This window comes from Entomomonas sp. E7T21 (assembly GCF_058693955.1).
The window spans coordinates 1,947,688-1,973,894 of sequence record NZ_CP191672.1 but is presented as its reverse complement, the minus strand read 5'-3'; the positions used below and the strand labels follow the sequence as shown (position 1 = coordinate 1,973,894).

Genomic DNA, 26,207 nt, shown 5'->3' with positions numbered 1-26,207 from the left:
AATTGATAGTGGTCAAGCTTGTGTATCTTTATTTATATTTGTTATTATTAGTTCCTGTAAATAGGATTTAGATTAATGACAAAATATTTATTACTAATATGCTCCTTACTCTTTACTCCATTGATGTGCAACGGGGAAATAATCATTGGTGATCTAAAAATAGATGCGACAACAAGAAATAATGAAATAAGGATTACCAATATTAGTAAAAAAACGATAGAAAATATTCAAACTGATGGTAGACCTACTGATTTTACTAGCTTAAAGCCTAATGAAGAGATTTTAATGACCTTTACACCATATGATGAAGAGGCAATGGAGTCTGAACTAAAAGAAATAGAAAAAAGAATAAATAAACAGAGAAAAGATTGGTTAAAAACTTTTAATAAACCTTAAAAATGAGCTAAGGGAAAGTATTTTAATCCTTATTGCCGCACACTTCGTCAGCATCCTCTGTGCGATGCACTACTCTACACCGATTTACAAAAAGAGATCACAATTTTATTGCGAACCCTTTTTGTGATAATTCTAATTAGTTAGAACGCATATTCAATACCTAATGTTGTTGTTGTGTCTTTATAAGAATCATGTCCAAATTGATGGCTAGCATTTAGCAATAATTTAGTGTTTTGATTAATATTACCTTCTATACCTGCTTTAATCTCAGCTATATTTTTAGTACCAGCCTGATCTATTGATACATTATTCATATCAACAGCATAGCTTCTTGTGTTATGTAGCCAATTACCTTCTAAAAAAGGTGTGACTGAAAAGGATGATATATCATTAGCTTGTTTTGGAACAAATAATAATCTAGTACCTAAACGAGTTTGTATATTTTCTCTATTCGCGGTTACTAATGAACCATTTTTTTCTATATGTTTATCTGCTTTAACACCTTGCCAAGTTATTTGGGCTTGAGGTTGTATCCATACTTCATATTCTTCACGTGGTTTGCCTGCATTAACTGTATAGCCTAGCTCAATAGATCCTGTTACACCTTCAAGGTGATATTTTTCTCTTTCTAATTCTTGACCATTTACTTTAGCTGTAAATTTATTCCAAAGAACCCAGCTATCAATATATAAACCTGTTTTATCAACAGCATTTTCATACCATGTACTATATAATCCCATACTATGCCCTTTTATTTCATTACGAGCAGAATAATTGGTTATTTTGGATTCTGAACGTCCATGAGCATAGCCATAGCCAGCCATAATACCTAAATGTAAACGATCATTGTCATTAGTTGTCCATTGGGCGATATCACCACCTATTTGGAAAATATTTCTATTGCTTTTAGTCGTTAAAGAACCTGTTGTATCATTAAACTCATTATGGCCATAATTATGACGAATCCATAATGTTGTGGTCTTTGTTTTACCTGTTATAGGGTCTTTGTAGTTTCTTTCCACTTGACGATCATGTAGCCTTAGATCAAACATATTATTTGCTAATGCTAAATTACTTAAATAAGCCATTGCTTCTGGGCGGATCTGCCCTCCAGAACCTGAGCTGCCCCCCCCCAATAAGCTAGGATCATAAACGCTCATTAAATACCAGCTTTGTTCATCTTGTCCTGTTGTAGAGCCTTTTATTAAACTATAATCATAAGCTCCTGCCACAATTCGACCATTTTGTATAAAGGCATTGGTATCTGAAATACCTTGTACATCTATGATTTTTATACCTTCTATTGTTTCTGCTCCAGAACCACCTAAGTTTTTAACTGTTACATAAGTTGTTCCTGTTGCATTACCTTGAATAACTAGTTGATCTGTTGGGGATATATCATCACCAAGTTCTGTTCCTATTACAAGATGACCATTTTGCCCCACATAATTACCTGTAATCTTTAATGTTGCACCTGCCATATTTCCAGATAAATCGGTTGTGCCTGCATTAGTTAGTGTTGGTATTATTTGATTGTAACCTTTAAGGTTCATCCCACCACCTGAGCTAATGCTATAGATAGAGTTACTACTAAAGGTATTATTAGCACCTGCTTGTAAAAAAGCACCACTTTCAATTGAAGTATTACCTGTATATGTATTAGCACCTGTTAAAGTAGTAACGCCTGAAAGTACTTCAACTGTTCCATTACCAAGGATAGGTGCCGCTAAGGTAAAATCATTGCTTGTGTGATTAAAAACCAGCGTTCCTTGACCTGATCCAAATTTAATAGAATTAGCTGTAACTGTGCCAGCAGCCGTTGCTTGCTCTCCCTTACGACTACCAATAGCTAATTCTCCTACCCCAGTGCTATTAGAACCAATTATAATATCTTTAGCTACAGATAACTCTGCTTTATCAGAAACAACTAGTGTACCTTTACCATTTAATCCTACAGCTACACCACCATTAGCTACTGTTGCTGTAGTATTTTCACCTGTAATAATTAATAAACTGTTGTTAGCTGCTGCCTGATGCCCAATCACCAATGCATCAGTTCCTGTACTGTTCATTGTAAGTTTTGCGCCATTGGAAATTTCTGCCTGTCCATTATTATAAGCGCCTACAAGAAATCGCCTTTCTGTTAATAGTTCACTACCTGGCCCCGTTACTGTGACATAACCTTTTGTTGTTACGCCACCTCGCGAACCTAGAAAAAGATCAGTACTTGATGTAAATTTACCACCATCAGTAATATTGATATAACCTTTTGCTCCTTGATTTCCAACAGTTATATCTCCACCTCCCCCGTTAACAATAACCTCACTACCAACTCCTGAGATGTTTAATATACCTACAGAGTTAATAGATCCATTATCACCCGTACTATCTCCAGAACCACCGATACCAAAAGGATAAGAATAACTATTATTATTGTTAATAATAATTTTGCCACCCTCTATAACATTTACTTCACCAGAACCACCATTAAAACCTACCCGAAGCATTGTTGTTGTCCAACTTCCTTGATCAGTAGCAACAGTAAACTTTCCATAATTATTGTTGGTACCAACCTCTGTTATATCCCGTCCAATTGTGCCCGAGTTATAATCAACATACTTATCTTGATTAATGGTTTCAGCCATAGCATTATTATGTGTTAATAACAGACAGTTAATTGTTAGAAAAAGCGCATTATATTTCATAAAGTAAAATCCATAACCCTTTGATCCTTATGCATAGATTCTGTTTCTATGCATTTATACTACTTTAGTATATTGATAAATTTAATAATTTAATAATTAATTTTATATTTATTAATCATAAATATTATCTATCATGAAAATAAACTGATTCTGAAATGTATTTTTTAGTTTTATTAACTTACGCACCAGATTTTAATGTAACAATAAATCGAGCCCCTCCTAAAGAGCTAGTGACAACAAAAGCGCTACCATGATGAAATTCTGCAATTAATTTTACATAAGCTAAACCAAGGCCATACCCCCCAGTAGTTCTTGTTCGACTATTATCAAGTCTTGAAAAAGGCATAAATACTTTTTCTCTAGCATTAATAGGAATCCCTGGGCCATCATCATCTACTTCAATGACTATTAAATCTTCTTTTTTACTAAGATTTAGTATGGTTTTATTTGTTGCATATTTAAAAGCATTAAGTAGTAAATTGGTAACAATGGTATCAGCTAATTGGATATCAATTAATGCTATATCATCTTCGACTTTACAAATCAGTTTAAAGCTATTCGGTTTAAATAACTTCAATGAGTTACACAATCTATTGCTCCATTTAGTTAAAGATACTTCAGATAAATTGAGCTCAATTTTGTTTTGTTGCATTTTAAAATAATTTAGACTGGCATTTATTAATGACTCTAACTCATTAATATCATCATCCATTCCTTTACAAAGCTCTAACTTTTCTTGTTCGTTATTAGCTTCATAGAACATATCAAGGCCAAAACGCATACGGGCTAAAGGGGTTCGTAACTCATGTGCCATTGCATGGGAGATTGTTTGACTGGATGTAACCAAGTACTCAATATGTGTTCCCATATTATTTAATACGCTTGCTAAGGGCTTAAATAACCAACTTTTTGCTGATTTTGCCCTAGCCTTCAAATTACCCTGACCTAATTGCTCTGCAGTTTGGCGAATATTAACTAAATCTTTCCAAAACTGTGCAAAAGCAAAATATATCAAAATAAAAAATATGGCTGCACTAAATAATGACCAAAGAAATAAAAATAAACCAAATGACATAACATCTGATTCAAGAATATCACGCATTAAAATAGGTCCTAGTACAAGCATATGACCATTATCTAAATTTGCATATAAGATATCTTGTGTCTCGTCATAAGCATAGTCATATTGATCAAATTCTTTTTTCACTTCTGGAGCTAATGTTGTATCAATAGATACAACATGGATTGGATAACCAAAATAAGGCTGTAAATTATCAATAACTTGTTGGATAGGTATATCTTTATGCTCATCAATTTGCATACGAATTAAATTAACTGCACCTCGTTGAGAGTCACGCTGTACAATATGATCTTCTGGTACTCCTGTTATAGACTGGGGTAATGCATCAAAAACTAATAATGCGCTGTAAGCAATTAGACATTGTAAAATTAATAAAATAACTAAATAGACTATTATTCGTTTATTAAATAATGCCTTGATTGATAATTTATTCAATGACTATCTTCCTCTCTTAAGAAGAGATAACCTTTACCTCTAACCGTTTTTATACGGCGGGGATTATCTGGATCATCAAGCAATTTCCGACGTAAACGGGATATTCGCGCATCAATTGAGCGGTCACTACCATCAAAATCAAAACCCCTAACTTGAGAAAAAATATCATCTCGTGACAAGATTTGTCCAACATGTGTAGCAAGCAACCACAATAAATCAAACTCTGCCGTAGTTAAATCAATTTCCTGCTGATTCAGTGTTACTTTACGGTTTTCGTAGTTAATTATTAGTTCACCAAATACTAATAAATTGTCTGTACTAATTAATGGTTTTACAGTTGTTGTGTCAATATATGTTGAATCTATTTGTTTACGGCGTAATAAGGCTCTAATTCGAGCAAGCAATAGTCTTGGCTCAACTGGTTTTGCTAAATAATCATCTGCGCCAAGTTCTAATCCGACGATTTCGTCAATATTATCCTCACTGGCTGTCATAATTAAGATAAAACCATTAAACCAAGACTGTATATCTCGGCAAATATCAAACCCTGATTTGCCTGGTAACATTACATCCAGAATAATTAAATCTGGTTTTAAATCACGAATTACTTCCTCGGCAGTATCCCCTCTTTCATGCCATTGAACTTCATAATCATGGTGCGAAAGATAGGTTTTGATAAGGTTAGCTAGACGATTATCGTCTTCTACAATTAATATTTTTTCAGTCATTGATTTCATTTTCTCCAAACTACTTACTAGCCTAGTTTGTTTGATAATCCCTTGCTGTTACAGAATATATACAAAGCATGAACAAACATTAATTTCAAATCTTTATAATATACTCCTAAAGTCGTAGATTAATTCTACTTTAATTTTAAAGATTTGGTAAAAAGTATGAACAATTTCTTATCAATTTCAGAAAATATTTTCTTTCAATCTCTTCCTGTTTACGGCGTTGAGTCACAAAAACCAATAATTCTTTGTGACTTTGATGGCACAATTAGCCTAAAGGATGTGACAGATATTTTATTAAGTCATTTCGGTAAGGAGGGTTGTGAGGATTTAGAGGAACAGTGGCTTGCAGGTGTTATTGGTTCTCAAGAATGCATGAGTAAACAAATAGCATTAATGGATGCTAGTCTTGATGAATTAGATAAAGTATTAGCACAAGTAGAGATTGATCCTGACTTTACAGCATTTGTTCATAAAGCATTAGATGAAGATATTGTGGTTCATGTTGTAAGCGATGGCTTGGATTATGCTATTCAATCTATCTTAAAACGGCATAACCTCAGTATGTTGCCAGTTTTTGCCAATAGACTATTACATGATAATAATCGCAGTTGGCGTCTTGACTTTCCATATGCTTCATCAGGATGTATTAAAGCAAGTGGTAATTGCAAATGTGCTCATCTGCAAAAACAACGACAACATTTTTACAATGTATTATATGTTGGGGATGGTGCCTCTGATTACTGTGTTTCTCATAAAGTTGATTTAGTTTTAGCTAAAGATAAATTAATCAATTATTGTGAGCAACACTCAATTAATCACTATAAAATTCGTAATTTTGCTGATGCACTAACGGCATTACCTACAATCTTAGCGACATCGGCACATAATGAAGTAAATAGCAGACACCATACTATTGCTGCTATGTCTATAGAGTAAGTAAGATGATACAAGATTCAAGCTATTTTATGCCAGGTAACCGAAATGGTGTATTGTTAATTCATGGATTAACAGGTACCCCTAATGAGATGCGGATTGTTGCCAAAGGTTTAAACAAAGCTGGTTTTACTGTTTATGGTATGCAACTAGCAGGCCATTGTGGTGATGAAGCTGATTTATGTAAAACGACTTGGCAAGATTGGTATAAAAGTGTTGAGGATGCGGCTGATTTCTTAGCGGAGAAAGTTGATAATATTTTTGTTGCTGGCCTTTCTATGGGCGCCCTACTTTCATTAAAACTAGCCGCAGAAAGACCAGAACAGATTAAAGGTGTTGGTGTATTTGGCCCAACCTTTAAATATGATGGTTGGAGTATGCCATTATGGGCTAAGAAGTTGTTTTTCTTATTAGTTTGGTTTAAAAAAGTTGGCATTTTTCAACAAACATCTTTTATTGAAAAACCACCTTATGGTTTAAAAGATGAACGTATTCGAGCTACCGTTTCAGAAAGTATGTTAAATGGTGATAGTGCCGCAGCAGGACTTGCTGGTAATCCATTCCCAGCTTTAGCAGAAATGCAATTATTGGCTAAATTAGTTCGTAAACAATTACCACAAGTAACAAGTCCTTGCTTGATTATGCATTCTGCCCATGATGATGTTGCTAATATTAATACAAATGCTCGTTTAGTAGAAAAATATGTGTCAGGTCCAACAAAACTTGTTGTATTAAATGATAGTTATCATTTGATAACTATTGATCGTCAGCGCCGAGATGTTATTAAAGAGTCTGTTTGCTTTTTTGAAAAGCTTGCTCAAAACACCACTAATAACTATTCAGTTGAGAGCTTACAGGAGACAGAGTTGTCATGTCCCCTTTAGTTATTACCCTATGGATTGCTAATGTTTTTTTTGACACTATTGGCCAAATAGCCTTCAAATTTGCTGCAGTTGCCCCTAATAATAGAGAGGGTTGGCATTATTGGCTAGATCTATTTCGTAATTATTGGTTATGGATTGGTATTGGTGCTTATGTCTCAGAGTTCTTTTTATGGTTAGCTTTTTTAACCTTAGTTCCCCTTTCTCAAGGTATTTTATTAGGCTCTATTAATATTATTGCTGTAATGATTGTGGGACGAATTATATTTCGTGAACTCCTTACTCTCCATCGTATTATAGGTATGGTTTTAATCACTATTGGTGTTATTTTAGTAGGGGTTTCATAATGCGTAAATTTTACCTAATAGGTTTTGCCTTATTATTGCTATTTGATACCCTTGGTCAGAGTAGTTTTAAATTTACTGCTATCCATGCAGAACCCCTTGAGGCTAGCCTTGACTGGGTTATTCGTGTATTTACTAATCATTGGGTATATACCGCTATTTTAGGTTATATTGGTGCATTCTTTACTTGGATGATTTTATTAAAAAAAGCACCTATTGGCCCTGCATTTGCTGCTTCACACCTTGAAGTAGTCACTGTAATGATTGCTTCTGTATGGTTATTTAATGAACAAATCACTTGGATTAGATTTATTGGAGCAGTATTTATTGTTGTTGGTATTGTATTCTTAGCATTAGCAGAAAAGAAAATTAATAAGCAATTTTTAGAGGAAGTTGATAAACAACAAAAGCAAACTAATACAGAATTAAACAACTCTTAATTGCTTTAAAGGGGCTTCTGATGTCAGTGTTTCAACGCTACCATGAAATTCCACCTACAGCGGGCTTGCCTGCTCATTGGAGTGATTGGCTGCCAACAAACAAGGATCTATCCCTGCAGATTGGCCAACTTTTTGATCTTCCTCCTTTACAACTTACATGCTCAGGAACAGCTGCTTTAGTTATTGCGTTAACTACATTATCTAACAATAACTCACAACGAAAGTATGTGATTATTCCTGCTTACACCTGTCCCTTAGTGGTTTTAGCTATTCATCATTGTGGGCTTCACGTAAAATTATGTGATTTGACTGTTAATTCTTTTGATTTTGATTTTACTCACTTAGAGTCATTAATGAGTGATCAAATACTTGCAGTTATTCCTACTCATCTTGGTGGTAGAGTAGCTGATGTGCAACAGGTTAAAAGGCTTGCAGAAGCTTATGATATAACTGTTATTGAAGATGCTGCACAAGCACTAGGGGCAAGTGTAGGTATATATGGTGATATAACTTTTTTTAGCTTAGCAGCTGGGAAAGGGTTAACTTTATATGAAGGTGGATTATTAACTGCTCATGATTCTATTTTAAGAAATCAACTGGTAGAAACTGCTCAATCAATTATTCCAACCAATATAGCTTGGGAATTGCGCCGCTCTATTGAATTACTAGGTTATACAGCATTATATAATCCTTTTGGGTTGCATTTTGTTTATGGTAATCCAAGACGAAAATTGCTAAAAAATAAGCAATTGATTGAGGCTGTGGGTGATAATTTTAGTTTTAAGCTGCCACTTCATCAAGTAAGCAAGTTTAGACAACATATAGCAGCTAAAGCTGTTAGTCGGCTACCCTACTTTATTGAAAAAACTACAAATCAAGCATTATGTCGTATTAAACAATTACAAGAAATAAAAGGAGTACATGTTATTGAAGAAAATAATAATAAGGGTACATGGCCTTTTTTAATGATATTGCTACCCTCAAAAAATATTAGAGATGATATTTTAAATAAATTATGGCAAGAGCCACTGGGTGTTAGTCGCTTATTTATTGATAGTCTTCCCAACTATCAATATTTAAATAAAGTTGTACCACAAATACCAATGCCTAATGCACAAGATTTTGCTGATAGAATGTTAACTATTACCAATAGTCTATGGCTTGACAATACACATTTTAAAGCTATTTGTCAGACTATAAAGAGTTGTTTATAACGAATGGTTGTGACAGTTGCTTAATGCTTCTACCAGTTGAGTATTTAATTTTTGTTGTGCTATTTGCCACTGTTGTAAAGTCTCTATTGGAACTACTGGTTGTCCATCAAATGAACTCAAAAGACGCTTCCACCAACTTTTACACTGCCAGCTAGAAACATCACCTGTAATATCGCTACCAATAATTCGACTAGACAATGCAGAAATACTATCAAGTATATGATAAGTCTGTAACTTTCCTTGATCCCAATTAGTCCGTATAGTTTCCTCACTGAGTACATCTTTATCAATTGATAAATAGATTGGTTGTGAACTATGGTACTGATGAAATAAAAAATCTGCAATGAGCTCATCAGGGGAATTAAAATGATGGAATGCTTTACCTAACCCTAATCTTTTAGCCCATGAAGTATCAACATCCATACACCAATAAGATAATTTATTACCCAATAATGGACGTAATCTGTTTTCCCATAGGTGGGCTACTCCAATATCATTTGACGTAATACCTAATACATGGACATGACTCACAAAAGGTAATTGTGCAACATAACTAACCCATGAACCACAATGAATACCAAATAAATAGCGCATATTATCGGGATGGTTATCAAAAACAACAACTTGAATAGGATTTTTAGGATTATAAAGTTTCTTTAAACGTTCAATTAATAGTAATGTAATATGGTGATAATCGCCACTACCCATCAATACGGTACCATAGGTCTCCGGTAACAATTGCTCAAGCTGAGTTGCTAATTCTTTATATTTGCTCATTGAACAGCCAAACCGAATTGAATCTTGCCAATCAGTTAAATCAAATGTCAGAGCATCTTTTATATCACCAATGCTTTGATCAAAATTAAGAATAATGGGGCTATACATGTTTACCCTCCTTATTATTAATATTGGTATGTGAATCACGCCATGTGCGATCACTCTCAAATCGACTGCTTAATTTACGTAGAATAGCCCTTAATAATGGGTTACGTATATACACCATATGTTGAGTAAAGGAGAATTGTGCACCTAAGGAAGCTTTGACTTGTGGATCTGTCCAACCTGCAATATAGTATTTTAATCCATTCTGCTTAGCATATTCTAAATTATGAAACCAACTAATATAATAAAGATTAAAATCTCTAGCCGCTGGGTATACAAGACCAATATACTTATCGACTAGCATATCATTTACTACAAAACAAATATTATAGCCAATCAGCTCGTTTTGATGATGGTAAGTAAAAATTTTAGTTCCAGTTTGCTTATCTTGTAATAATTGAGTAAAAAAAGCTTTAGTTAATAAGTCAAAATGAACTTCACTTTGTTCATAAACATTTAAATATAGTTGGTAATAGGTATCTAATATTGATTGTTCAAAAAAACACTCATCCCCACCCTGCAATACATTGATATCAATCTTTTCACGCAATTTTAGCTTACGTCGAAAATCTTTACGTCGGCTAGCAGAAAATTTTGATAAATAATCATCAATATTTTCATAATCCACTGGTACCCATGCTAATGCTTGCCCTTCTATCTCAATAAATCCATTGCTCTTTAAAGCTTTAATAAATGCTTGAGAGTAGTCATTAGCTTGTTGACTTTGTAAAGGTGAGTTTTGGGGAATATCTTTGACAATCAAGAAAGGGAAATCTTTAGCATATTGTTGTTTGATTTGATTGGCTAATAAATCAGCTTTGACTATATTTGTTAATAATGAGTATTCAGAAACAGTAGTACCAATAAAGCACGTTTTTGGTTGTAATAATTTAGACCATTTAGTATAAAAAGGTATCTTTTGAATTTTTTGGCGGAAATCACTATCAGCTGTGGTTAATAAGTCAAATTTAGCAGAAAAAACAGGCACTCCACCCTCTGCTAACCAAGCATTAAAATTGTTAGGTGGATTAGTCAGAAAATTTTCGATTAATCCGTCTGGTTCAAGTTGATTAATATATTTCATTGTTTTTATAGGATAATAATATTAGGCCATAAAACAGCCTAATATTAATTATCTTTCAACTTATTATAACTCTTTCTTAGCTCTAGTAATTAACTGATCAAGTAACTCTATACCTTGATCAATCTCTTGTTTAGAGATAAGTAAAGAAGGTGCAAAAGTAATAACATTTTTATAGTAACCACCGATATCTAGTACTAAGCCCATTTTTTGGCCATTCCAATCAAGGTCACCTGACATACCAATATCAACCATTTTATCTACTAATGCTTTATTAGCTGTAAACCCATCTTCCGTACAAATTTCAGCACGAAGCGCAAGACCTAAGCCATCAACCTCACCAATTTCTTTATGGCGTTTTTCTAAGCTTCTTAAGCCCTCAAGGAAATATGCACCACTTTCCATAACCATTGTTTCATAGTCATGTTCAGCCGTCATTTTTAATACTTCAAGCCCTACTGCTGTACCCAATGGGTTAGATGCAAAAGTCGAGTGAGTAGACCCTGGCGGGAATACTGTAGGATTAATTAACTCTTCACGAGCCCATAACCCACCTAGTGGATTTAAACCATTGGTTAAGGCTTTAGCAAATACCACCACATCAGGTTTTACATCAAAATGTTCAATAGACCATAATTTACCTGTACGATAGAAACCCATTTGAATTTCATCGACCACTAATAAAATGCCATATTGATCAAGTACTTTCTTTAATCCTTTAAAGTAATTTGGTGGTGGAATAATATAACCACCTGTTGCTTGTAGAGGTTCAGCATAGAATGCTGCGTACTCAGCTTGGCCAACTTTAGGGTCCCAAACACCATGATATTCTGTTTCAAATAAGCGAGCAAAATCATCTACTAAATATTCGCCGTATTCTTCTGCTGTCATACCTTTAGGTCGACGGAAAGGATATGGAAATGGAACAAACATCGCTCGATCACCAAAATGACCATAACGACGACGATAACGATAACTAGAGGTGATAGATGAAGCACCTAAAGTACGTCCATGATAACCACCTTGGAAAGCAAACATAAGCGTTTTGCCACCCGTAGCATTTCGTACAACTTTTAAAGAGTCTTCAATACACTGTGCACCACCGACGTTAAAATGTACTCTTCCATCATAACCAAACTTTTGTTTCATGCCTTCAGCAATCGTTTTAGCCAATTCGATTTTAGTAGGATGAAGATATTGGCTTGCACACTGTGGTAAAGTATCTATTTGGTTTTTAAGTACATTATTTAAACGTTCATTAGCATAACCAAAGTTACAAGCTGAATACCACATTTGTAAATCAAGGTAAGCTTTACCTTCTTTATCATACATGTAGCTGCCTTCACAGCCATCAAAGATCTTTGGTGGTTCAACATAGTGAACAGTATCACCAAAAGAACAGTATTTTGCTTCATCAGCTAAAAGCGCAGCATCATCAGGACGGCTATTTACCATCTCTGGGGTTGGTTTACTCATGAGTTACTCCAAAATCCATCTTTATTTAATAATTAGAACATGGAGCATTATCAAAAAAAATTCACATTTAAAATATATCATTAGTGTATAGGTTTTGTGACAAAAGTTACTTATTCTGACAGATATATGAATATTTATTATTGTTAAAAGGTGTATTACACACTATTACTGATTATTAGCTATAATTTCTAAAATTTAAGCGCTAGAGAAAAGCAAATGACTAACACAGCCTGCCCTTGTGATATTAATAAGTTATATAGTGAATGCTGTCAGCCTTATCATGTTGATATGAAATTACCAATGACTGCTGAACAATTAATGCGTTCACGTTATAGTGCGTATGTCTTAAAATTAACAGCTTATATCAATAATACATGGCATAAAAGTACTAGACCAAACATTGCTACCTTAGAGAATGATCAATCTATTCAATGGATAAAGCTTATTATTAATAAAGCATGGGATAGCAATAATGCCAATGAAGCTTTTGTAGATTTTGATGCTTTTTATGAGGCGAATGGTAAGCTAGAAAGAATGCATGAGGTGAGTCGTTTTATTTATAGCGAACAAAAATGGTTTTATATTGATGGTAAAGTATCTTAAAACTAGCTAATTTATAGCTAGTTTATTTGTTCAGTCGTTTATTAGTTAAATGCTAAAATAGCCTTAGCAAGAGCCATATCATCTACTCTTTTATAATCTGGCTTTTCATGACGTAATAAATTAAATGCAGCCTCTAAATAAGTACCTTTTAATTGACCATTAGTTGCTACAAAGGTAGCGGCATCGTTTTTAGCATTATAGATAATTTTTGATTTGGCGCCAAAGGCTGTTCCTGACCATTCAGAAGGTACTACTACAATAATAGTTGTTGTATAGAATGGGCTTAAAAGGATACATAATCCAGAAACAATAGCTTGACTAGAACAGCCTTCTGTTATTTCTTGCACTATTTCTGCTTTTGACGTTGTCGTTGAAAATAAAGCAAGTAATGCAGAGAAAGCTATTACTTTCTTAAATGATGATTTAACTATCATATTTAGACTTAAGTTCCCTTTCTAATGATTCGTGTTGCAATTATTCTATCATTATCTTATATAAAATATATAGTTACTTATAATAATTTATGGATAATATGAGTAACTTAATGAAAGTTTAATATATAATTCTCTAAACTAATCAATTATTGAGCTAATAATTAATGAAAAAATCTTTAATAGTAATAAGCTGTTTATTGCTACTAGTGGCTTGCCAACACAGTAATAAGACAACTAATAATGAATCAAGTATTCATCCTCATATTAATGGGGTTGTAAAAAAGCAAGGAAATACTGTTCCCCATGTACAGATAACTTTATCTTCCAGTATTTGTAATACAGCAACAGTAGTCACTGATGCTCAGGGAAAATTTACATTAGAGCAATTTTGTGAGGTAGCAAACTCAGGCCCTGGAAATATCTTAGGTGCTCCTACTTATTTATTTGATGTGAATGTAGTGGATGGTGAAAAATCCTTTATTTGGTCTGTTATCAATCCTTTTGATATGTCTGTAGAGTTTGATCTTACTGAACAGATGGTTTGTGTGACCAATGGTCAAGAAAGCCGTTGTAGCAACTTAGTGAAAAATGGTATACATTAATGAATTATAATAAAATTAAATTGATTACATGAAAAAATATTTATTAGCTCTATTTATATTAGTTGCTGGCTGTCAGCAGACACCTAATAATAACATGCAAGTTTATTATAGTTCTCCAGAATTAGTAGGAGTTCTTTCTTTTGATAATCAACCTGTAATAAATGCCAGAATATATTTGTTGACTACTTGTGATGATAAATCCACAGTAACTGATCTAACAGGATATTTTTCACTATCCCCTGCTTGTATGGGTTTTATAAAACAAGTACCTGATGATGAGTTAGGATTTTTCTATCAATTAATAGTAGATGCAGGTACAGAACAATTTTTATGGCAAATATCTGGCTTAGGATATGGCTTGAAATATATAAGGGCTAATATAGATTTATCCACTAAAACAGTTTTTTATCAAGTAAGTGATGATATAAATCCACCTTATGAAAAAGTAGATGAGCTGGTTTTATTTAACCAATAATTAGAAAATTACTTTATTATTTTATTCGCTTACATTTTCTATAGTTATTCGCTATAATCTTGCCCCAAGACGTAGGAGAGAGGAATTTTTCACAATTCCCGCCGAAGGCGCATACTCCCATAATCGCTCAGGCCTTATCTAATGATAATAATAACTGCGTCAATATCAGCCGATCTGGAGAGAGGTCTTAACTGACCCGCCGAAGGGGCACGCAGTCATACTGCTAAACTCTCAGGCAAAAGGACAGCGGGAGCGGCAAAGAAATTATTGTTACATTGCTTAGCAATGGTTTCTCTATCGCTGTTTCTGGAGTTCTATTTAATGTTATTGCATGTTATTTATTTGATCGCAATTACTGCTGAAGCCGTGACGGGTGCATTATCAGCAGGTCGGCAACGTATGGATCTATTTGGTGTTGTTACTATTGCTTGTGTTACTGCACTAGGTGGTGGTTCTGTTCGTGACGTTATTTTAGGACATTACCCTTTAGGTTGGGTAAAACATCCTGAATTCTTATATTACACCATTGGCGCAGCACTTATTACTACTTTTGTGGCTCGCTGGCTACATTATCTGCGCACTATTTTCTTAATACTAGATGGTTTAGGTTTAGTAGCTTTTACTCTGATCGGTTGTGCTATTGCTAGAGAGCTTAACTGCCCTACAATGGTTGTGCTAATTGCTGGAATGCTAACAGGAGTATCGGGTGGTGTATTACGTGATGTATTGTGTAATCAGGTACCTTTAGTTTTTCAAAAAGAACTTTATGCCAGTGTATCGCTTTGTACAGGTGTAGCGTATTTAGCTTTATTACATTTTCAAGTTAATGACAATACAGCCACTTTACTTTGTTTAAGTGGTGGCTTGTTATTAAGATTGTTAGCTATTAAATACAGTTGGCGAATTCCTACTTTTACCTACGATGACAATATGCATTAAAGACCACTAATAACAGATACACTATATTATATAATGTATCTGTTTTAATCTTATCAAGCTTGTCGGGGGGTACGCATAGTTACAAACTCTTCAGCAGCCGTTGGATGAATACCAATCGTTTCATCAAAAACTTGCTTTGTTGCCCCTGCTTTTAAAGCAATCGCTAATCCTTGAATCAAATCCCCTGCTCCTTCACCAATCATATGGCAGCCTAAAACGCGGTCCGAATCTTTATCTACCACAAGTTTCATATAAGTTTTTTCAGTACTTTCTGTTAAAGTTAGTTTTAACGCACGGAAATGACTTTCAAAAACAGCAATATCATAACCGGACTCTATGGCTTGCTGCTCTGTTAAACCAACAGTAGCTACATTTGGCAAACTAAACATTGCCGTAGCTACCTGAGTTAAATCCACTGAACGGTATTGTTCTGGTTTAAAAAGGTGTCGTGCTACCGCCATACCTTGTGCTAATGCAACAGGTGTTAATTGAATTTGTCCAATAACATCACCAATCGCAAAAATACTTGATTCAGCAGTAGTGTAATATTTATCTACATCGACAAAACCTTTGCTATTTAAGGTAACTTTTGTATTATCTAAACCTAAATTATCTAGTTTAGGGCGACGTCCTGTAGCATAAAATACTAAATCGGTTGTAGCAGTTTCATCATTATCAAATGTAGTGATTAAACTATTATCAGCTTGTTTATCAATTTGCTTAATATCTGTATTAAATTTTAAAGTAATACCTTTTTTAGTTAACTCTTCAGCTAAATGCTTACGTATATCATCATCAAAGCCTTTTAAGAATAGCTCACCACGATATATTAAAGTAGTATCAACCCCTAACCCATTAAAAATAGAAGCAAATTCAACAGCAATATAGCCACCACCAACAATCGTACAACGTTTAGGTAGTTCTTTTAAATAAAACGCTTCATTAGAGGTAATAGCATATTCTTTACCCTTAATATCAGGTACGTTTGGCCAACCACCTACAGCAATTAAAATATTTTTTGCAGTGTAAATCTTGCCCTCTACGCTGATTGTATTAGCATTAACTAATTGAGCATGCCCTTCTATTAAAGAGACACCACTATTGACTAATAAATTACGATAAATACCATTAAGCCGTTCAATTTCTTTATTTTTATGTTCAACTAACGTTTGCCAATTGAAATTAGGCTTATTTATTTGCCAACCAAAACCTTTAGCTAACTCAAACTCTTCCTCAAATTGTGAAGCATAAACAAATAGTTTTTTAGGTACACAGCCTACGTTAACACATGTACCGCCTAAGTAACGCTCCTCAGCAATAGCTACTTTTGCACCAAAACTAGCAGCAAAACGTGCTGCTCGCACACCACCAGAACCGGCACCTATTACAAAAAGATCATAATCAAAAGACATACCATACCTCTTATTAAGACAGGGGTTTCCTTATCTTGTTATTTCAGCGGTTTTATTTAAACAATTTTGTTTAGTTTAGCAAAGTAATGAGGTTAATGCGAAGAGGCAGGTACTTTATTAGTGACCCTGGTAGCTAGCCAACAAAGTAAAGAACCTATGGTAACCATAATAACACCATACCAAAATGATATAGTAAGAGGCGTTTTTAGCCAAATAGCTGAAAATAACACGGAAGCTATAGGCGTAAAATAAGATAATATGGCCAATAATAGCATATTACCTTTTTGAATACCTATTTCCCAAAAAGCATAAGCAACAGCAATAAGAATACCTACTAAAATAAGTTCAGCTATTGCAGAAAAATCAACCTGCCCTATTTTTTCTGAACCTAATAAAAATTTAGTCCATAGTATTAAAGCAATAGCAATGAAAAATAAAGGAACACCATTATTACCATTATTAAAACGTTTCGATAAATTACAATATAGTCCCCATAAAAAAGCAGCTATAAAAGCAAGTAAATAAGGAATGGGATCAGTTGTAATATTATTGATTAAATTATAGATATTAAAACCATACTCTCCTGATATAGACCAAGCTACCCCAATAAATGAAAGAACTATACCAGGCCAGAATAGCAAACTTACCTTTTGTTTATTAATAAATATAGACAGAAATACAATAAGGCAAGGCCATAAATAATTAATTAAACTCACCTCAATAGATTGTTGACGACTGCTAGCGAGCCCCACCGCGAAAGATAGCAAAATTTCATAAATTACAAATAAAATGCCACACCCTAATAGATAACTTATAGGAAATTTTTTAATATTGGGAATCCCTCTATTATATATACATAGAGTGATAGCTCCTATTGTATAAATAAGGGCTGCACCAGCTACTACACCAAAGCTTTCTGTTAATGTTCTGATAAGAGCTGTGAAACAGCTCCATATTAAAATGGCTATAATACCCAGTATGGAAGCTTTAATTGAGGTCATTAAATTTTAAGGAAAACTTAGCTGTTTAGAGCGTATAAAACCGATTATTATATGTTTTTTTCTTAAAAAAAGAAATAATTGTTTATTATTAAATAATTAGTTAATAGTTTTATCAACTTTTTTCAAAATAAACTTAAAAACCATTTGCTATTTTTAATGTTATCGCGCATAGTATTGAACAGCGGTTTTAAGGTTGTGTTTGTCCTCTGGTATATCTGTTTCTTTCTAGTAGCAATTTTCCGAATCCTCAATCTCAGTCTTGATCCTCGCCTAGTGTTACTGGGGGCTTAACTATCCCCTATTATTTTTTAAGTTCTATAGGATACATAAGATGCAAACTGGCATTGTAAAATGGTTTAACGAAACTAAAGGCTATGGCTTTATTACTCCAGAAGATGGCAGCAAAGATTTATTTGCCCACTACTCAGAAATTCAAAGCGCAGGTTTCAAAACCTTAACTGAAGGACAACGCGTTTCCTTCACTGCTACTCAAGGCGCAAAAGGTCCACAAGCTTCAAATATTCAAATAATTTAAGCTTTCCTTTTAATAATTACGTGGTTATTTTAAATCACGTAATTATTTAATCTCCTATTAAACATACTCTCTTCTCTTTTATATTCTTTAAAATTATCATAAACAATTCATATTAAAGATGATCTTCTTATAATAGCTGTATACAATAGCCTGTAAATTTATTAATTAGGAATAATTATACGCATGCGCTCTTGGATACATACGTGCCTTATATTGCTGCTACTTTCTTTTACCTCAGCCATTTATGCTGATAATTTTGCTACTTTTAAACAATTAGCGAAACAAGGTGATGTGGTAGCTCAATATCTAGTAGGTATGATGTACCAACAAGGCAAAGGAGCTGAAAAAAGCAAACCTGAAGCTGTAAAGTGGTATATAAAATCTGCAAAACAAGATTATATCCTAGCCCAATACGCATTAGTGGTTATGTACCAACGTGGTGATGGTATTGCACAAGACCATGAGCAAGCACAATACTGGTATGCTCAAACCTCTGAAGCACGCAATCTAGTTACACTAAATAAACAACAACAAAGCCTTAAACACATTATTGCATTATTAAAGCCTCTAGCTATTAATAATGATACTAATGCGCAATATTTATTAGCTAGCTTATATGGTAATAATAAACAAGAGAATACTGCAAACTATTGGTTTTTGAGAAGTGCTTTAGCAGGTGATAGAGATGCTCAATACTATATTGGTGTGACGTACGAAGATAAACAGGGTTTTTTTAATACCATGCAAGCATTCTATTGGCTAGAAATGGCTGCTAAACAACAATCATTAGATGCTCAAATTGTGTTAGCCTCTCTTTATGAGCAAAATAAAGAAATAGTGGCTAATTTTGAAAAAGCAGCTTATTGGTATGAGCAAGCAGCCAATCAGGGTGATAGAGAAGCACAGTCATTTATTGCTGGAATGTATCGTGATGGCAAGGGAGTCCCTGTTGATAAACAAAAAGCATTTACTTGGTATGAAAAAGCAGCAAAACAAGGTGATGCTTTTAGTCAATATAATTTAGGACAGATGTATGAAACTGGTAATGGCGTTCCTTATGATCGTAATAAAGCAATTTATTGGTATCAACAAGCTGCTAAGCAGGGACATCCGGCATCACAATTAAAATTAAGTACATTACAAGGTAATATTCAATAGCTTAAAAGGTATCGTCAGTGCTTAAATCATTGTCTTATCAAAACTTTAGTCGAACAGTATATTTACTGTTAATGCTAATTATTTTCTGTGGCTTTGTTTCTACAAGCCATGCTGCCCTGCCTAACCCTTTAAAATCAAGCTCTTCTTCTGAGTCACAACCTACAGTTACTAACGCAGAAATGGCACAGTCGCTTGAGGCATTGATTAAAACATTAGAAGATAATAAACAGCGCCAGCAGTTAGTTATTGATCTAAAAGAATTACGTGATAGCTTAAAAGCCGCAGCTAAAAAAGATGAAGATGAAAAAGTTAAGGGTTTATTAGCGGGCATATCTGGATTAGTCGATAGTTTAAGTTATGGTTTGGATGGTGAAACACCCATCAGCTATTGGACAGAGCGCAGTAAATTAGCTTTTTTAGAACTACAAATCCTAACACCTCCCATTAAAGAGCTATCCCCTCTTTTTTATGGCTTCTCCTTTATTATTATTTTATGGTTTGTTATTGCACAAATTCTACTTTGGTTAATTAAACGTATCAATATTCGTTATAAATTGCCTTTAACACTATCCAATAATCCTAATACATGGGAATTATTACTCTATGCAGTTGAAAAGTTACTACCTTGGGCTGTAGCGTTTTTTATCACCCTGTATAGCTCACAAATGCTCCCAGAAACAGCTCCACTAGGGAAAAGTGTTGCACTATTGATGACCTATTCTATTTTAGGCGGTGGTGTATTTGCTGCACTTTGTTTTATTTCCCTGTCTTTATTAAGTGGTGACCATCGCTGGGGAGCTTTGCGAATATTACGTAAGCGAGCGTTTAAGCCATTATTCTCCATTGGATTATTTGCTGCATTAGGTGATGCTTTAACTAATTATCAAGTTATTGGCTTATTAGGTGGTAATCTTAGCCTAGTCTTATCAACACTTAATAATTTAATGGCAGCCCTATTAACAGGTTGGTTTGTTATTACTTTCCGTCGCCCTATTGCTCATTTAATACGTAATCGCTCTTTTAATTATCGTAGAAAAAGAAAAAGCTCCTATGATTTCCTGCGTTTTTTAAGTGCAGTTTGGCATATTCCTATTTTAATGCTTGTTTTAGCTTCATTAGTTGCTACTATTTTTTCTGGCGACCCTACTTCGGCACTACGTAAAGCCTTACTATGTACAGCATTATTAATTGTTGCTTTGGTTTTAACTGGGTTAATACAACGCCATGCAACAAAACTCCAGCAAAAATCAAAACGTACTCAAAATGCACTGTACTTATTACGTTTAATCCGTTTTGGATATACATTATTGAATTTTGCTGTATGGATAGTATTTATCGACTTCGTATTAAGAGTTTGGGACTCTTCCATTCTGCAATTTGAGCAAGGTGCTGGTCATGATCTAACCATCATTATTATTACTATTGTACTCACTATTCTTATTACTCGTTTAGTTTGGATTTTAGTTGATACAGCAATATACCGTGCACTTACAGGCGTTGGGAGAAATGGCCCTAGTACCCGTGCATTAACCATGATGCCATTAATTCGCAATACAGCTCTTTGTATTATTTTAGTGATTGCTACTATTGTTGCCTTAGCTAATTTAGGTATGAATGTAACCCCTTTACTTGCTGGTGCGGGTGTTATTGGTTTAGCGATTGGCTTTGGTGCACAGTCTTTAGTATCTGATTTAATTACAGGTTTGTTTATTATTGTTGAAGATTCATTAGCAATTGGTGACTATGTCGATGTAGGCAACCATAAAGGAACTGTTGAAGCTATCACTATCCGTACAGTGTGTTTACGTGATATTGATGGTATTGTTCATATCGTTCCCTTTAGTGAAATTAAAACAGTTAAAAACTATTCCCGAGAATTAGGTTTTGCCATCTTCCGTATCTCAATAGCTCATGATATGAATATTGATGATGCCATTAAAGCGGTACGTAGTGTTGCTAATGAAATGCGTTTAGACCCTATATTACAAAGAGATATTTGGTCTCCCATTGAAATACAAGGTGTAGAAAGTTTTGATTCAGGCAACGCTGTATTACGTGCTCGTTTTAAAACAGCACCATTAAAACAGTTTGAAATATCTCGTATTTTTAATTTACGTCTAAAACGCTATTTAGATGAGCATGGTCTAGATCTAGGTGTACCTAGACGTAGTATCCGTATTTTTAATGAGACTTCAGAAGCACAACCTCCTATTCCATCAGAATAGTATTTAATACCCTTAATCTTAGGTTTTATAAATCTAAGATTAAGCTTCTGGTAATAATTTGTTATTGGCTCGAATTGAGCCACACTCGGTAGCCAGTAAATGTAAAGTATAGGCTCGTAACTCGCCTGTAACCTTATCAGTAACTAATTGTTCTATTAGCTCCCATAAGTCTTCTAAAGAACGTCTACATAGATAAAACAACATAACAGATTGATTGATTTGAAAATGAGGATGTTGCTGCTGATAACAATCTATAAAATCCTTAAAAAAAACTTTGTTATAAAACATAAACAAGTCTGCTTCGGCAGGTGCCAACTTTAATCCTTCCCAATCAAGTAATACTAAATGATGGTCAGCTTGCATTATATTCCAACCATGAATATCGGTGTGACAAAGTACAAACACTAGCTTTTGCTGTTGTAAGTTTTTAGCTAACTCATCAATATCATTAATTTGTTTTAGAATATCTTGTAAATAAGTTAACTCTTGTTTTAAAAAATAAACTAATTGCTTAATAAAAGGTAATTCAAAATGTTCTTTAAGATGGTTTATAGCAAATGGTATTTGCTCATTATAACTATGTAAATTAGCTACAATTTGTGCTAATTGTTTTACTTGTAATACTGTTAAAGCATTATCTGCAACAACATAGCCAGTAATATATTTAAATAACACATAGATATAATCATCATCTTCATATTTATAATCTAAATGTTTAGTTAATACAGGCTCAACTATTTGCCCAGTTAATGAGTTTTTACCCAACCAAGTTACTACAGAAAGGTAATCATTTAAATATTGAGTTAGTTTCTCTGTAGAGGCTCGTTTTTTTTCATAGACTTTAAGAAAATAATTGCTATTTTCAGTAATCACTTTATAAGCAAGTGATACCCATCCTCCTTTCTCTTTTACTATAAGGGTAGGAATTACATCATATTCATTAAGTAAAACTTGATAAAAAACATTTAAATCAGTCATTGTTATATAAATAATAAATTTTAGAATATTGTTTTTTAGTGAGTAACTACTCTATTATGAGTAGTTTATTTATTATCATACATTATTTTTATTGGAATACGCTTACTATGTCATCACTTTCAGCTACATTACAACTGGCTTTTGATCTTATTAGTCGTCCTTCAGTTACCCCAAAGGATGAAGGTTGCCAACAAGTAATGACTGATCGGTTACAAAATATAGGCTTTACTATTGAACAAATGCCTTTTGCAGATGTACAAAACTTTTGGGCAAGTCATGGCAATAGTGACCCTGTATTTTGCTTTGCAGGCCATACTGATGTAGTGCCTAGCGGTGCTGTAGATAAGTGGCATAAAGACCCCTTTACTCCTTATATAGATGAGCAGGGTATGTTTTATGGTCGCGGTACAGCTGATATGAAAGGTAGCTTAGCGGCAATGGTTGTGGCTACTGAACGCTTCATTAAAGACTATCCTAACCATAAAGGGACTATTACTTTTCTTATTACCAGTGATGAAGAAGGCATTGCACAACATGGTACACGTGCGGTAGTTGAAACATTAGCAAAACGTAATGCTAAAATTGATTGGTGTATTGTAGGTGAACCCTCTAGTGTTAACCAGTTGGGTGATATGGTAAAGAATGGCCGTCGTGGTTCATTAAACGGAGTCCTAACAGTAAGAGGTAAACAAGGTCATGTGGCTTACCCCCATAAAGCCAAAAACCCTATTTTTCTTGCCTCTCCTGCTATTACGGAACTAGCTGCGGAGCATTGGGATAGTGGTAATGACTTCTTTCCTCCCACTAGTTTCCAAATTTCTAATATACATGCAGGTACAGGCGCAAATAATGTAATACCAGGTGAACTAGTAGCAGAATTCAATTTTCGTTTCTCCACTGAATCAACAGTTGATGGACTTAAACAACGTGTAGAGCAAATTCTAAATAAGCACCAATTAGATTGGCATATTGACTGGTCACTATCAGGACTTCCCTTTTTAACTGAACCAGGACAACTACTGGCCGCCATTAGCGAAAGTATCCAGTCAGTAACAGGCCTTACCACAGAACCTTCCACTAGTGGTGGTACTTCAGATGGTCGTTTTATTGCTACGTTAGGTTGTCAGGTAGTAGAGCTTGGGCCTGTCAATGATACCATTCATCAAATTAATGAATGTGTAAAAGCAGAAGACTTAAATCAATTAACTGAAATCTACTACCAAACACTAGAACGTTTATTAGCGGAGTAATAATTCACTATGCTAATCTGCCCGCTCTGTAATGAAGCATTAGTAGTTGCTGATAAAGTTGTTAACTGTTCAAATAATCATAGTTTTGATCGAGCCAAACAAGGCTATTTAAATTTGTTACCTGTGCAACACAAAAATAGTCGAGCACCAGGTGATAATTTAGAAATGGTTATTGCTCGTCGTGATTTTTTAGCAGCTGGTCATTATGCTCCCCTAGCCTTACGTTTTGCAGAATTAGCAAGCCAACAGCACCCTAACAATTGGTTAGATGTAGGTTGTGGTGAAGGCTTTTATACCCATCAATTAGCAATGGCCTCACCTAATACTGTAGGTTATGCCCTCGATATTTCTCGAGATGCCATTAAACAAGCATGCAAATTTAATAAAAATATACAATGGTTAGTAGCTAGTATGGCGCGGATTCCATTAGCTAACCAAAGCTGTAATCTGATTGCTACCATTTTTAGTCCTTTTAATTGGCAAGAAGCATTACGTGTAGTTAGCCAACAGGGAGGGATATTAAGGTTAGGGCCAACTAATCAACACCTTATAGAGTTAAGAGAAAAACTTTATGATGAAGTACGTCCTTACCAAGATGATAAACATCTACAGCAAGTACCTAATGAATTACAATTAGTTTTTACTGATTATTTAACATTTTCCTTAACACTAAATAATGAGCAAGACCGTAAAAACCTTTTAGCCATGACACCTCATGGTTGGCGAGCCAGTGCAGAGAAAAGAAAACAAGTAATAGAACACCCCCTAAAAGTAACTGTTGCTGTACGATATGACTATTTCAAACTAATCTGAGAGTATTTATGAAACAAGATGATATTGAAATTTACTTAAAAGACACCGATTTATCCATTGTTACTGAATGGCTAACACAATCTTTAGGTGAGTGCAGTGAATGGCAACAAAAAGGTAAGGTTTATAAATGCCATAATATTAAAAATAATATTGCTATTACTTGGTATCCTAAAGCGGTTGGTAGTTGGCATGGCTTACACATAGCAAGCAATCAAACGCCTTGGGAAAACGATTTAGCCTGTGCTAAAGATGCCAATCGTTTTTTAAATATAGAAGTACGTTGTGCTCCAGATAATTGGACAGAACAAGCAAATGAATCAATAGAACAAGCTGATCAATGGCTAAAAGTAGTAAATCAACAAGTAACTACTATTATTTGGCGGACTTAAATTATAAAAACTGTGTCTAATATAATTATTTTCAAATTCACTATACGAAAATTGTAACCTGTTTTATTAATATTCTTACTATTTATTAGCTATATTTTAAATATATAACATTTTATTATATCCTAATAATGAATATTAAGTAAGAGGTATTATTGCCTCATATCATAAATAACTTAAAATTAGCTTAAAATAAGGAAATCATTAAATAAAATATAAAAGATTTCGCTAAATGATTTTACTTAAATTGAAATCGGTCTTAGAATAGCCGGATAAATTATTAGCCAAGATGATTAAGATTGAACTTTAGTCGTAAATTTCTATCTTAAACAGAATTACTATAATGAAAGGAGTGGAAAAGTTTTTCTATGTCTGAAACAGCAATCGCGACACTCTCCCAAAATTTAGGCTTTGCCGTTTATGTCTTTGCCGTTCTCGCCTTAGTAGGCTTTGTAGTTGCTTTTGCGGCGCTTCTCGGTGGCAGAGCTTTTGGCCGCAATAAAAATACCCCTTTTGAGGCAGGCCAATTACCTACAGGTAGTACTAAAATAAGATTCTCTGCTAAATTCTATTTAGTAGCTATGTTATTTGTCATCTTCGATATTGAAGCACTTTTCTTATTTGCTTGGGCAGTTTCATTAAAAGATGCTGGCCTATTAGGATTTGGTTGGGCAAGCTTTATCGAAGCCACTATTTTTGTTTTAATCCTATTAGCCGGTCTTGTTTATATTATGCGTTTAGGTGTCCTAAATTGGGCTCCACAAGGTCGTCAAAATAAATTGAATAAATAAGAG

The 26,207-nt window shown here is 34.1% G+C and carries 27 protein-coding genes and 1 riboswitch; of the genes, 17 read left to right on the top strand and 10 right to left on the bottom strand.

The window, feature by feature from the left end; all coding sequences use genetic code 11:
- The first annotated feature begins 75 nt into the window (after positions 1-75).
- Positions 76-396, top strand: a complete 321-nt coding sequence (locus ACQVD9_RS09550) for a hypothetical protein (protein WP_264745810.1) — start codon at positions 76-78, stop codon at positions 394-396.
- 140 nt (positions 397-536) lie between these two features.
- Here the strand turns inward: ACQVD9_RS09550 and ACQVD9_RS09545 are convergent, their stop codons facing one another.
- From ACQVD9_RS09545 to ACQVD9_RS09535, 3 genes are all read right to left on the bottom strand, one after another.
- Positions 537-3,101, bottom strand: coding sequence for an autotransporter outer membrane beta-barrel domain-containing protein (locus ACQVD9_RS09545; protein ID WP_264745809.1), 2,565 nt, complete (start codon positions 3,099-3,101; stop codon positions 537-539).
- A 178-nt stretch (positions 3,102-3,279) separates the two neighbouring features.
- Positions 3,280-4,617: an ATP-binding protein gene (locus ACQVD9_RS09540; RefSeq protein WP_264745808.1), complete on the bottom strand. Its 1,338-nt coding sequence runs from the start codon at positions 4,615-4,617 to the stop codon at positions 3,280-3,282.
- Positions 4,614-5,354, bottom strand: a complete 741-nt coding sequence (locus ACQVD9_RS09535; protein WP_264745807.1) for a winged helix-turn-helix domain-containing protein — start codon at positions 5,352-5,354, stop codon at positions 4,614-4,616. The genes ACQVD9_RS09540 and ACQVD9_RS09535 overlap by 4 nt, the downstream gene beginning before the upstream one ends.
- Positions 5,355-5,510: 156 nt before the next feature.
- Here ACQVD9_RS09535 and ACQVD9_RS09530 point away from each other — a divergent pair, with 156 nt between their 5' ends.
- From ACQVD9_RS09530 to ACQVD9_RS09510, 5 genes are read left to right on the top strand one after another with little or no spacing between them, the layout of a single operon-like run.
- Positions 5,511-6,287 carry an MtnX-like HAD-IB family phosphatase gene (locus ACQVD9_RS09530; protein ID WP_264745806.1) on the top strand — a complete coding sequence of 259 codons (777 nt, stop codon included), beginning with the start codon at positions 5,511-5,513 and terminating at the stop codon, positions 6,285-6,287.
- Between the two features lie 5 nt (positions 6,288-6,292).
- Complete coding sequence (locus ACQVD9_RS09525) at positions 6,293-7,168, top strand: alpha/beta hydrolase (RefSeq protein WP_264745805.1); 876 nt, start codon at positions 6,293-6,295, stop codon at positions 7,166-7,168.
- The gene (locus tag ACQVD9_RS09520; protein WP_264745804.1) at positions 7,156-7,512 is read left to right on the top strand and encodes a DMT family transporter; all 357 of its coding nucleotides are present in this window, start codon (positions 7,156-7,158) and stop codon (positions 7,510-7,512) included. The genes ACQVD9_RS09525 and ACQVD9_RS09520 overlap by 13 nt, the downstream gene beginning before the upstream one ends.
- A complete protein-coding gene (locus ACQVD9_RS09515) occupies positions 7,512-7,949 on the top strand; it encodes a DMT family transporter (protein WP_264745803.1) in 438 nt (145 codons plus the stop codon). Before ACQVD9_RS09520 ends, ACQVD9_RS09515 begins: the two co-directional genes overlap by 1 nt.
- Positions 7,950-7,969: 20 nt before the next feature.
- Positions 7,970-9,163 carry a DegT/DnrJ/EryC1/StrS family aminotransferase gene (locus ACQVD9_RS09510; RefSeq protein WP_264745802.1) on the top strand — a complete coding sequence of 398 codons (1,194 nt, stop codon included), beginning with the start codon at positions 7,970-7,972 and terminating at the stop codon, positions 9,161-9,163.
- On the opposite strand, the gene ACQVD9_RS09505 is transcribed toward ACQVD9_RS09510, so the two are convergent.
- The 3 genes from ACQVD9_RS09505 to ACQVD9_RS09495 all read right to left on the bottom strand — a co-directional run bounded on the left by ACQVD9_RS09505 (position 9,158) and on the right by ACQVD9_RS09495 (position 12,581).
- Positions 9,158-10,048 (bottom strand): arginase family protein, encoded by an 891-nt coding sequence (locus ACQVD9_RS09505; protein WP_264745801.1) that lies wholly within the window; start codon positions 10,046-10,048, stop codon positions 9,158-9,160. The genes ACQVD9_RS09510 and ACQVD9_RS09505 overlap by 6 nt on opposite strands.
- A complete protein-coding gene (locus tag ACQVD9_RS09500; RefSeq protein ID WP_264745800.1) occupies positions 10,041-11,129 on the bottom strand; it encodes a GNAT family N-acetyltransferase in 1,089 nt (362 codons plus the stop codon). The genes ACQVD9_RS09505 and ACQVD9_RS09500 overlap by 8 nt, the downstream gene beginning before the upstream one ends.
- Before the next feature lie 63 nt (positions 11,130-11,192).
- The gene (locus tag ACQVD9_RS09495) at positions 11,193-12,581 is read right to left on the bottom strand and encodes an aspartate aminotransferase family protein (RefSeq protein WP_264747882.1); all 1,389 of its coding nucleotides are present in this window, start codon (positions 12,579-12,581) and stop codon (positions 11,193-11,195) included.
- 237 nt (positions 12,582-12,818) lie between these two features.
- On the opposite strand from ACQVD9_RS09495, the gene ACQVD9_RS09490 reads away from it, so the two are divergent.
- Complete coding sequence (locus ACQVD9_RS09490) at positions 12,819-13,205, top strand: YchJ family protein (protein ID WP_264745799.1); 387 nt, start codon at positions 12,819-12,821, stop codon at positions 13,203-13,205.
- 41 nt (positions 13,206-13,246) lie between these two features.
- Here ACQVD9_RS09490 and ACQVD9_RS09485 read toward each other — a convergent pair whose 3' ends face one another.
- Positions 13,247-13,639, bottom strand: a complete 393-nt coding sequence (locus ACQVD9_RS09485) for a DUF2388 domain-containing protein (protein ID WP_264745798.1) — start codon at positions 13,637-13,639, stop codon at positions 13,247-13,249.
- Positions 13,640-13,803: 164 nt separating this feature from the next.
- On the opposite strand from ACQVD9_RS09485, the gene ACQVD9_RS09480 reads away from it, so the two are divergent.
- The 3 genes from ACQVD9_RS09480 (at position 13,804) to ACQVD9_RS09470 (ending at position 15,655) form a co-directional block, all read left to right on the top strand.
- Entirely contained in the window at positions 13,804-14,241 is a 438-nt protein-coding gene (locus ACQVD9_RS09480; protein ID WP_264745797.1) for an META domain-containing protein, read from the top strand.
- Between the two features lie 28 nt (positions 14,242-14,269).
- Entirely contained in the window at positions 14,270-14,716 is a 447-nt protein-coding gene (locus tag ACQVD9_RS09475; protein ID WP_264745796.1) for a transthyretin-like family protein, read from the top strand.
- Positions 14,717-14,880: 164 nt separating this feature from the next.
- Positions 14,881-14,971: riboswitch (glycine riboswitch) on the top strand.
- Between the two features lie 66 nt (positions 14,972-15,037).
- Positions 15,038-15,655: a trimeric intracellular cation channel family protein gene (locus ACQVD9_RS09470; RefSeq protein WP_264745795.1), complete on the top strand. Its 618-nt coding sequence runs from the start codon at positions 15,038-15,040 to the stop codon at positions 15,653-15,655.
- Between the two features lie 53 nt (positions 15,656-15,708).
- On the opposite strand, the gene gorA is transcribed toward ACQVD9_RS09470, so the two are convergent.
- Both gorA and yddG read right to left on the bottom strand, forming a co-directional pair.
- The gene (gorA, locus tag ACQVD9_RS09465) at positions 15,709-17,067 is read right to left on the bottom strand and encodes a glutathione-disulfide reductase (RefSeq protein WP_264745794.1); all 1,359 of its coding nucleotides are present in this window, start codon (positions 17,065-17,067) and stop codon (positions 15,709-15,711) included.
- 92 nt (positions 17,068-17,159) lie between these two features.
- On the bottom strand, positions 17,160-18,068 hold the full coding sequence (gene yddG / locus ACQVD9_RS09460) for an aromatic amino acid DMT transporter YddG (RefSeq protein WP_264745793.1): 909 nt from the start codon (positions 18,066-18,068) through the stop codon (positions 17,160-17,162).
- A gap of 331 nt (positions 18,069-18,399) precedes the next feature.
- Here yddG and cspE point away from each other — a divergent pair, with 331 nt between their 5' ends.
- The 3 genes from cspE to ACQVD9_RS09445 all read left to right on the top strand — a co-directional run bounded on the left by cspE (position 18,400) and on the right by ACQVD9_RS09445 (position 21,986).
- Complete coding sequence (gene cspE / locus ACQVD9_RS09455) at positions 18,400-18,603, top strand: transcription antiterminator/RNA stability regulator CspE (RefSeq protein WP_201090218.1); 204 nt, start codon at positions 18,400-18,402, stop codon at positions 18,601-18,603.
- Between the two features lie 183 nt (positions 18,604-18,786).
- A complete protein-coding gene (locus ACQVD9_RS09450; RefSeq protein WP_264745792.1) occupies positions 18,787-19,761 on the top strand; it encodes a tetratricopeptide repeat protein in 975 nt (324 codons plus the stop codon).
- Between the two features lie 17 nt (positions 19,762-19,778).
- Positions 19,779-21,986 carry a mechanosensitive ion channel family protein gene (locus tag ACQVD9_RS09445; RefSeq protein ID WP_264745791.1) on the top strand — a complete coding sequence of 736 codons (2,208 nt, stop codon included), beginning with the start codon at positions 19,779-19,781 and terminating at the stop codon, positions 21,984-21,986.
- Positions 21,987-22,025: 39 nt separating this feature from the next.
- Here the strand turns inward: ACQVD9_RS09445 and ACQVD9_RS09440 are convergent, their stop codons facing one another.
- Positions 22,026-22,964, bottom strand: coding sequence for an aminoglycoside phosphotransferase family protein (locus ACQVD9_RS09440; RefSeq protein WP_264745790.1), 939 nt, complete (start codon positions 22,962-22,964; stop codon positions 22,026-22,028).
- 107 nt (positions 22,965-23,071) lie between these two features.
- Between ACQVD9_RS09440 and dapE the strand changes: the two genes are divergently transcribed.
- The 4 genes from dapE to ndhC all read left to right on the top strand — a co-directional run bounded on the left by dapE (position 23,072) and on the right by ndhC (position 26,204).
- On the top strand, positions 23,072-24,214 hold the full coding sequence (gene dapE, locus ACQVD9_RS09435; RefSeq protein ID WP_264745789.1) for a succinyl-diaminopimelate desuccinylase: 1,143 nt from the start codon (positions 23,072-23,074) through the stop codon (positions 24,212-24,214).
- A 9-nt stretch (positions 24,215-24,223) separates the two neighbouring features.
- Positions 24,224-25,027 carry a putative RNA methyltransferase gene (locus ACQVD9_RS09430; RefSeq protein ID WP_264745788.1) on the top strand — a complete coding sequence of 268 codons (804 nt, stop codon included), beginning with the start codon at positions 24,224-24,226 and terminating at the stop codon, positions 25,025-25,027.
- An 8-nt stretch (positions 25,028-25,035) separates the two neighbouring features.
- Complete coding sequence (locus ACQVD9_RS09425) at positions 25,036-25,416, top strand: hypothetical protein (protein ID WP_264745787.1); 381 nt, start codon at positions 25,036-25,038, stop codon at positions 25,414-25,416.
- A 365-nt stretch (positions 25,417-25,781) separates the two neighbouring features.
- Entirely contained in the window at positions 25,782-26,204 is a 423-nt protein-coding gene (gene ndhC, locus ACQVD9_RS09420; protein ID WP_264745786.1) for an NADH-quinone oxidoreductase subunit A, read from the top strand.
- The last annotated feature ends 3 nt before the right edge of the window (positions 26,205-26,207 follow it).

Bases quoted from the DNA above. Each gene is read 5' to 3' on its own strand.
- ACQVD9_RS09550 (WP_264745810.1), top strand. From the start codon at position 76: ATGACAAAATATTTATTACTAATATGCTCCTTACTCTTTACTCCATTG.
- ACQVD9_RS09545 (WP_264745809.1), bottom strand. From the start codon at position 3,101: ATGAAATATAATGCGCTTTTTCTAACAATTAACTGTCTGTTATTAACA.
- ACQVD9_RS09535 (WP_264745807.1), bottom strand. From the start codon at position 5,354: ATGAAATCAATGACTGAAAAAATATTAATTGTAGAAGACGATAATCGT.
- ACQVD9_RS09530 (WP_264745806.1), top strand. From the start codon at position 5,511: ATGAACAATTTCTTATCAATTTCAGAAAATATTTTCTTTCAATCTCTT.
- ACQVD9_RS09525 (WP_264745805.1), top strand. From the start codon at position 6,293: ATGATACAAGATTCAAGCTATTTTATGCCAGGTAACCGAAATGGTGTA.
- ACQVD9_RS09520 (WP_264745804.1), top strand. From the start codon at position 7,156: ATGTCCCCTTTAGTTATTACCCTATGGATTGCTAATGTTTTTTTTGAC.
- ACQVD9_RS09515 (WP_264745803.1), top strand. From the start codon at position 7,512: ATGCGTAAATTTTACCTAATAGGTTTTGCCTTATTATTGCTATTTGAT.
- ACQVD9_RS09510 (WP_264745802.1), top strand. From the start codon at position 7,970: ATGTCAGTGTTTCAACGCTACCATGAAATTCCACCTACAGCGGGCTTG.
- ACQVD9_RS09505 (WP_264745801.1), bottom strand. From the start codon at position 10,048: ATGTATAGCCCCATTATTCTTAATTTTGATCAAAGCATTGGTGATATA.
- ACQVD9_RS09500 (WP_264745800.1), bottom strand. From the start codon at position 11,129: ATGAAATATATTAATCAACTTGAACCAGACGGATTAATCGAAAATTTT.
- ACQVD9_RS09495 (WP_264747882.1), bottom strand. From the start codon at position 12,581: ATGGTAAATAGCCGTCCTGATGATGCTGCGCTTTTAGCTGATGAAGCA.
- ACQVD9_RS09490 (WP_264745799.1), top strand. From the start codon at position 12,819: ATGACTAACACAGCCTGCCCTTGTGATATTAATAAGTTATATAGTGAA.
- ACQVD9_RS09485 (WP_264745798.1), bottom strand. From the start codon at position 13,639: ATGATAGTTAAATCATCATTTAAGAAAGTAATAGCTTTCTCTGCATTA.
- ACQVD9_RS09480 (WP_264745797.1), top strand. From the start codon at position 13,804: ATGAAAAAATCTTTAATAGTAATAAGCTGTTTATTGCTACTAGTGGCT.
- ACQVD9_RS09475 (WP_264745796.1), top strand. From the start codon at position 14,270: ATGAAAAAATATTTATTAGCTCTATTTATATTAGTTGCTGGCTGTCAG.
- ACQVD9_RS09470 (WP_264745795.1), top strand. From the start codon at position 15,038: ATGTTATTGCATGTTATTTATTTGATCGCAATTACTGCTGAAGCCGTG.
- gorA (WP_264745794.1), bottom strand. From the start codon at position 17,067: ATGTCTTTTGATTATGATCTTTTTGTAATAGGTGCCGGTTCTGGTGGT.
- yddG (WP_264745793.1), bottom strand. From the start codon at position 18,068: ATGACCTCAATTAAAGCTTCCATACTGGGTATTATAGCCATTTTAATA.
- cspE (WP_201090218.1), top strand. From the start codon at position 18,400: ATGCAAACTGGCATTGTAAAATGGTTTAACGAAACTAAAGGCTATGGC.
- ACQVD9_RS09450 (WP_264745792.1), top strand. From the start codon at position 18,787: ATGCGCTCTTGGATACATACGTGCCTTATATTGCTGCTACTTTCTTTT.
- ACQVD9_RS09440 (WP_264745790.1), bottom strand. From the start codon at position 22,964: ATGACTGATTTAAATGTTTTTTATCAAGTTTTACTTAATGAATATGAT.
- dapE (WP_264745789.1), top strand. From the start codon at position 23,072: ATGTCATCACTTTCAGCTACATTACAACTGGCTTTTGATCTTATTAGT.
- ACQVD9_RS09430 (WP_264745788.1), top strand. From the start codon at position 24,224: ATGCTAATCTGCCCGCTCTGTAATGAAGCATTAGTAGTTGCTGATAAA.
- ACQVD9_RS09425 (WP_264745787.1), top strand. From the start codon at position 25,036: ATGAAACAAGATGATATTGAAATTTACTTAAAAGACACCGATTTATCC.
- ndhC (WP_264745786.1), top strand. From the start codon at position 25,782: ATGTCTGAAACAGCAATCGCGACACTCTCCCAAAATTTAGGCTTTGCC.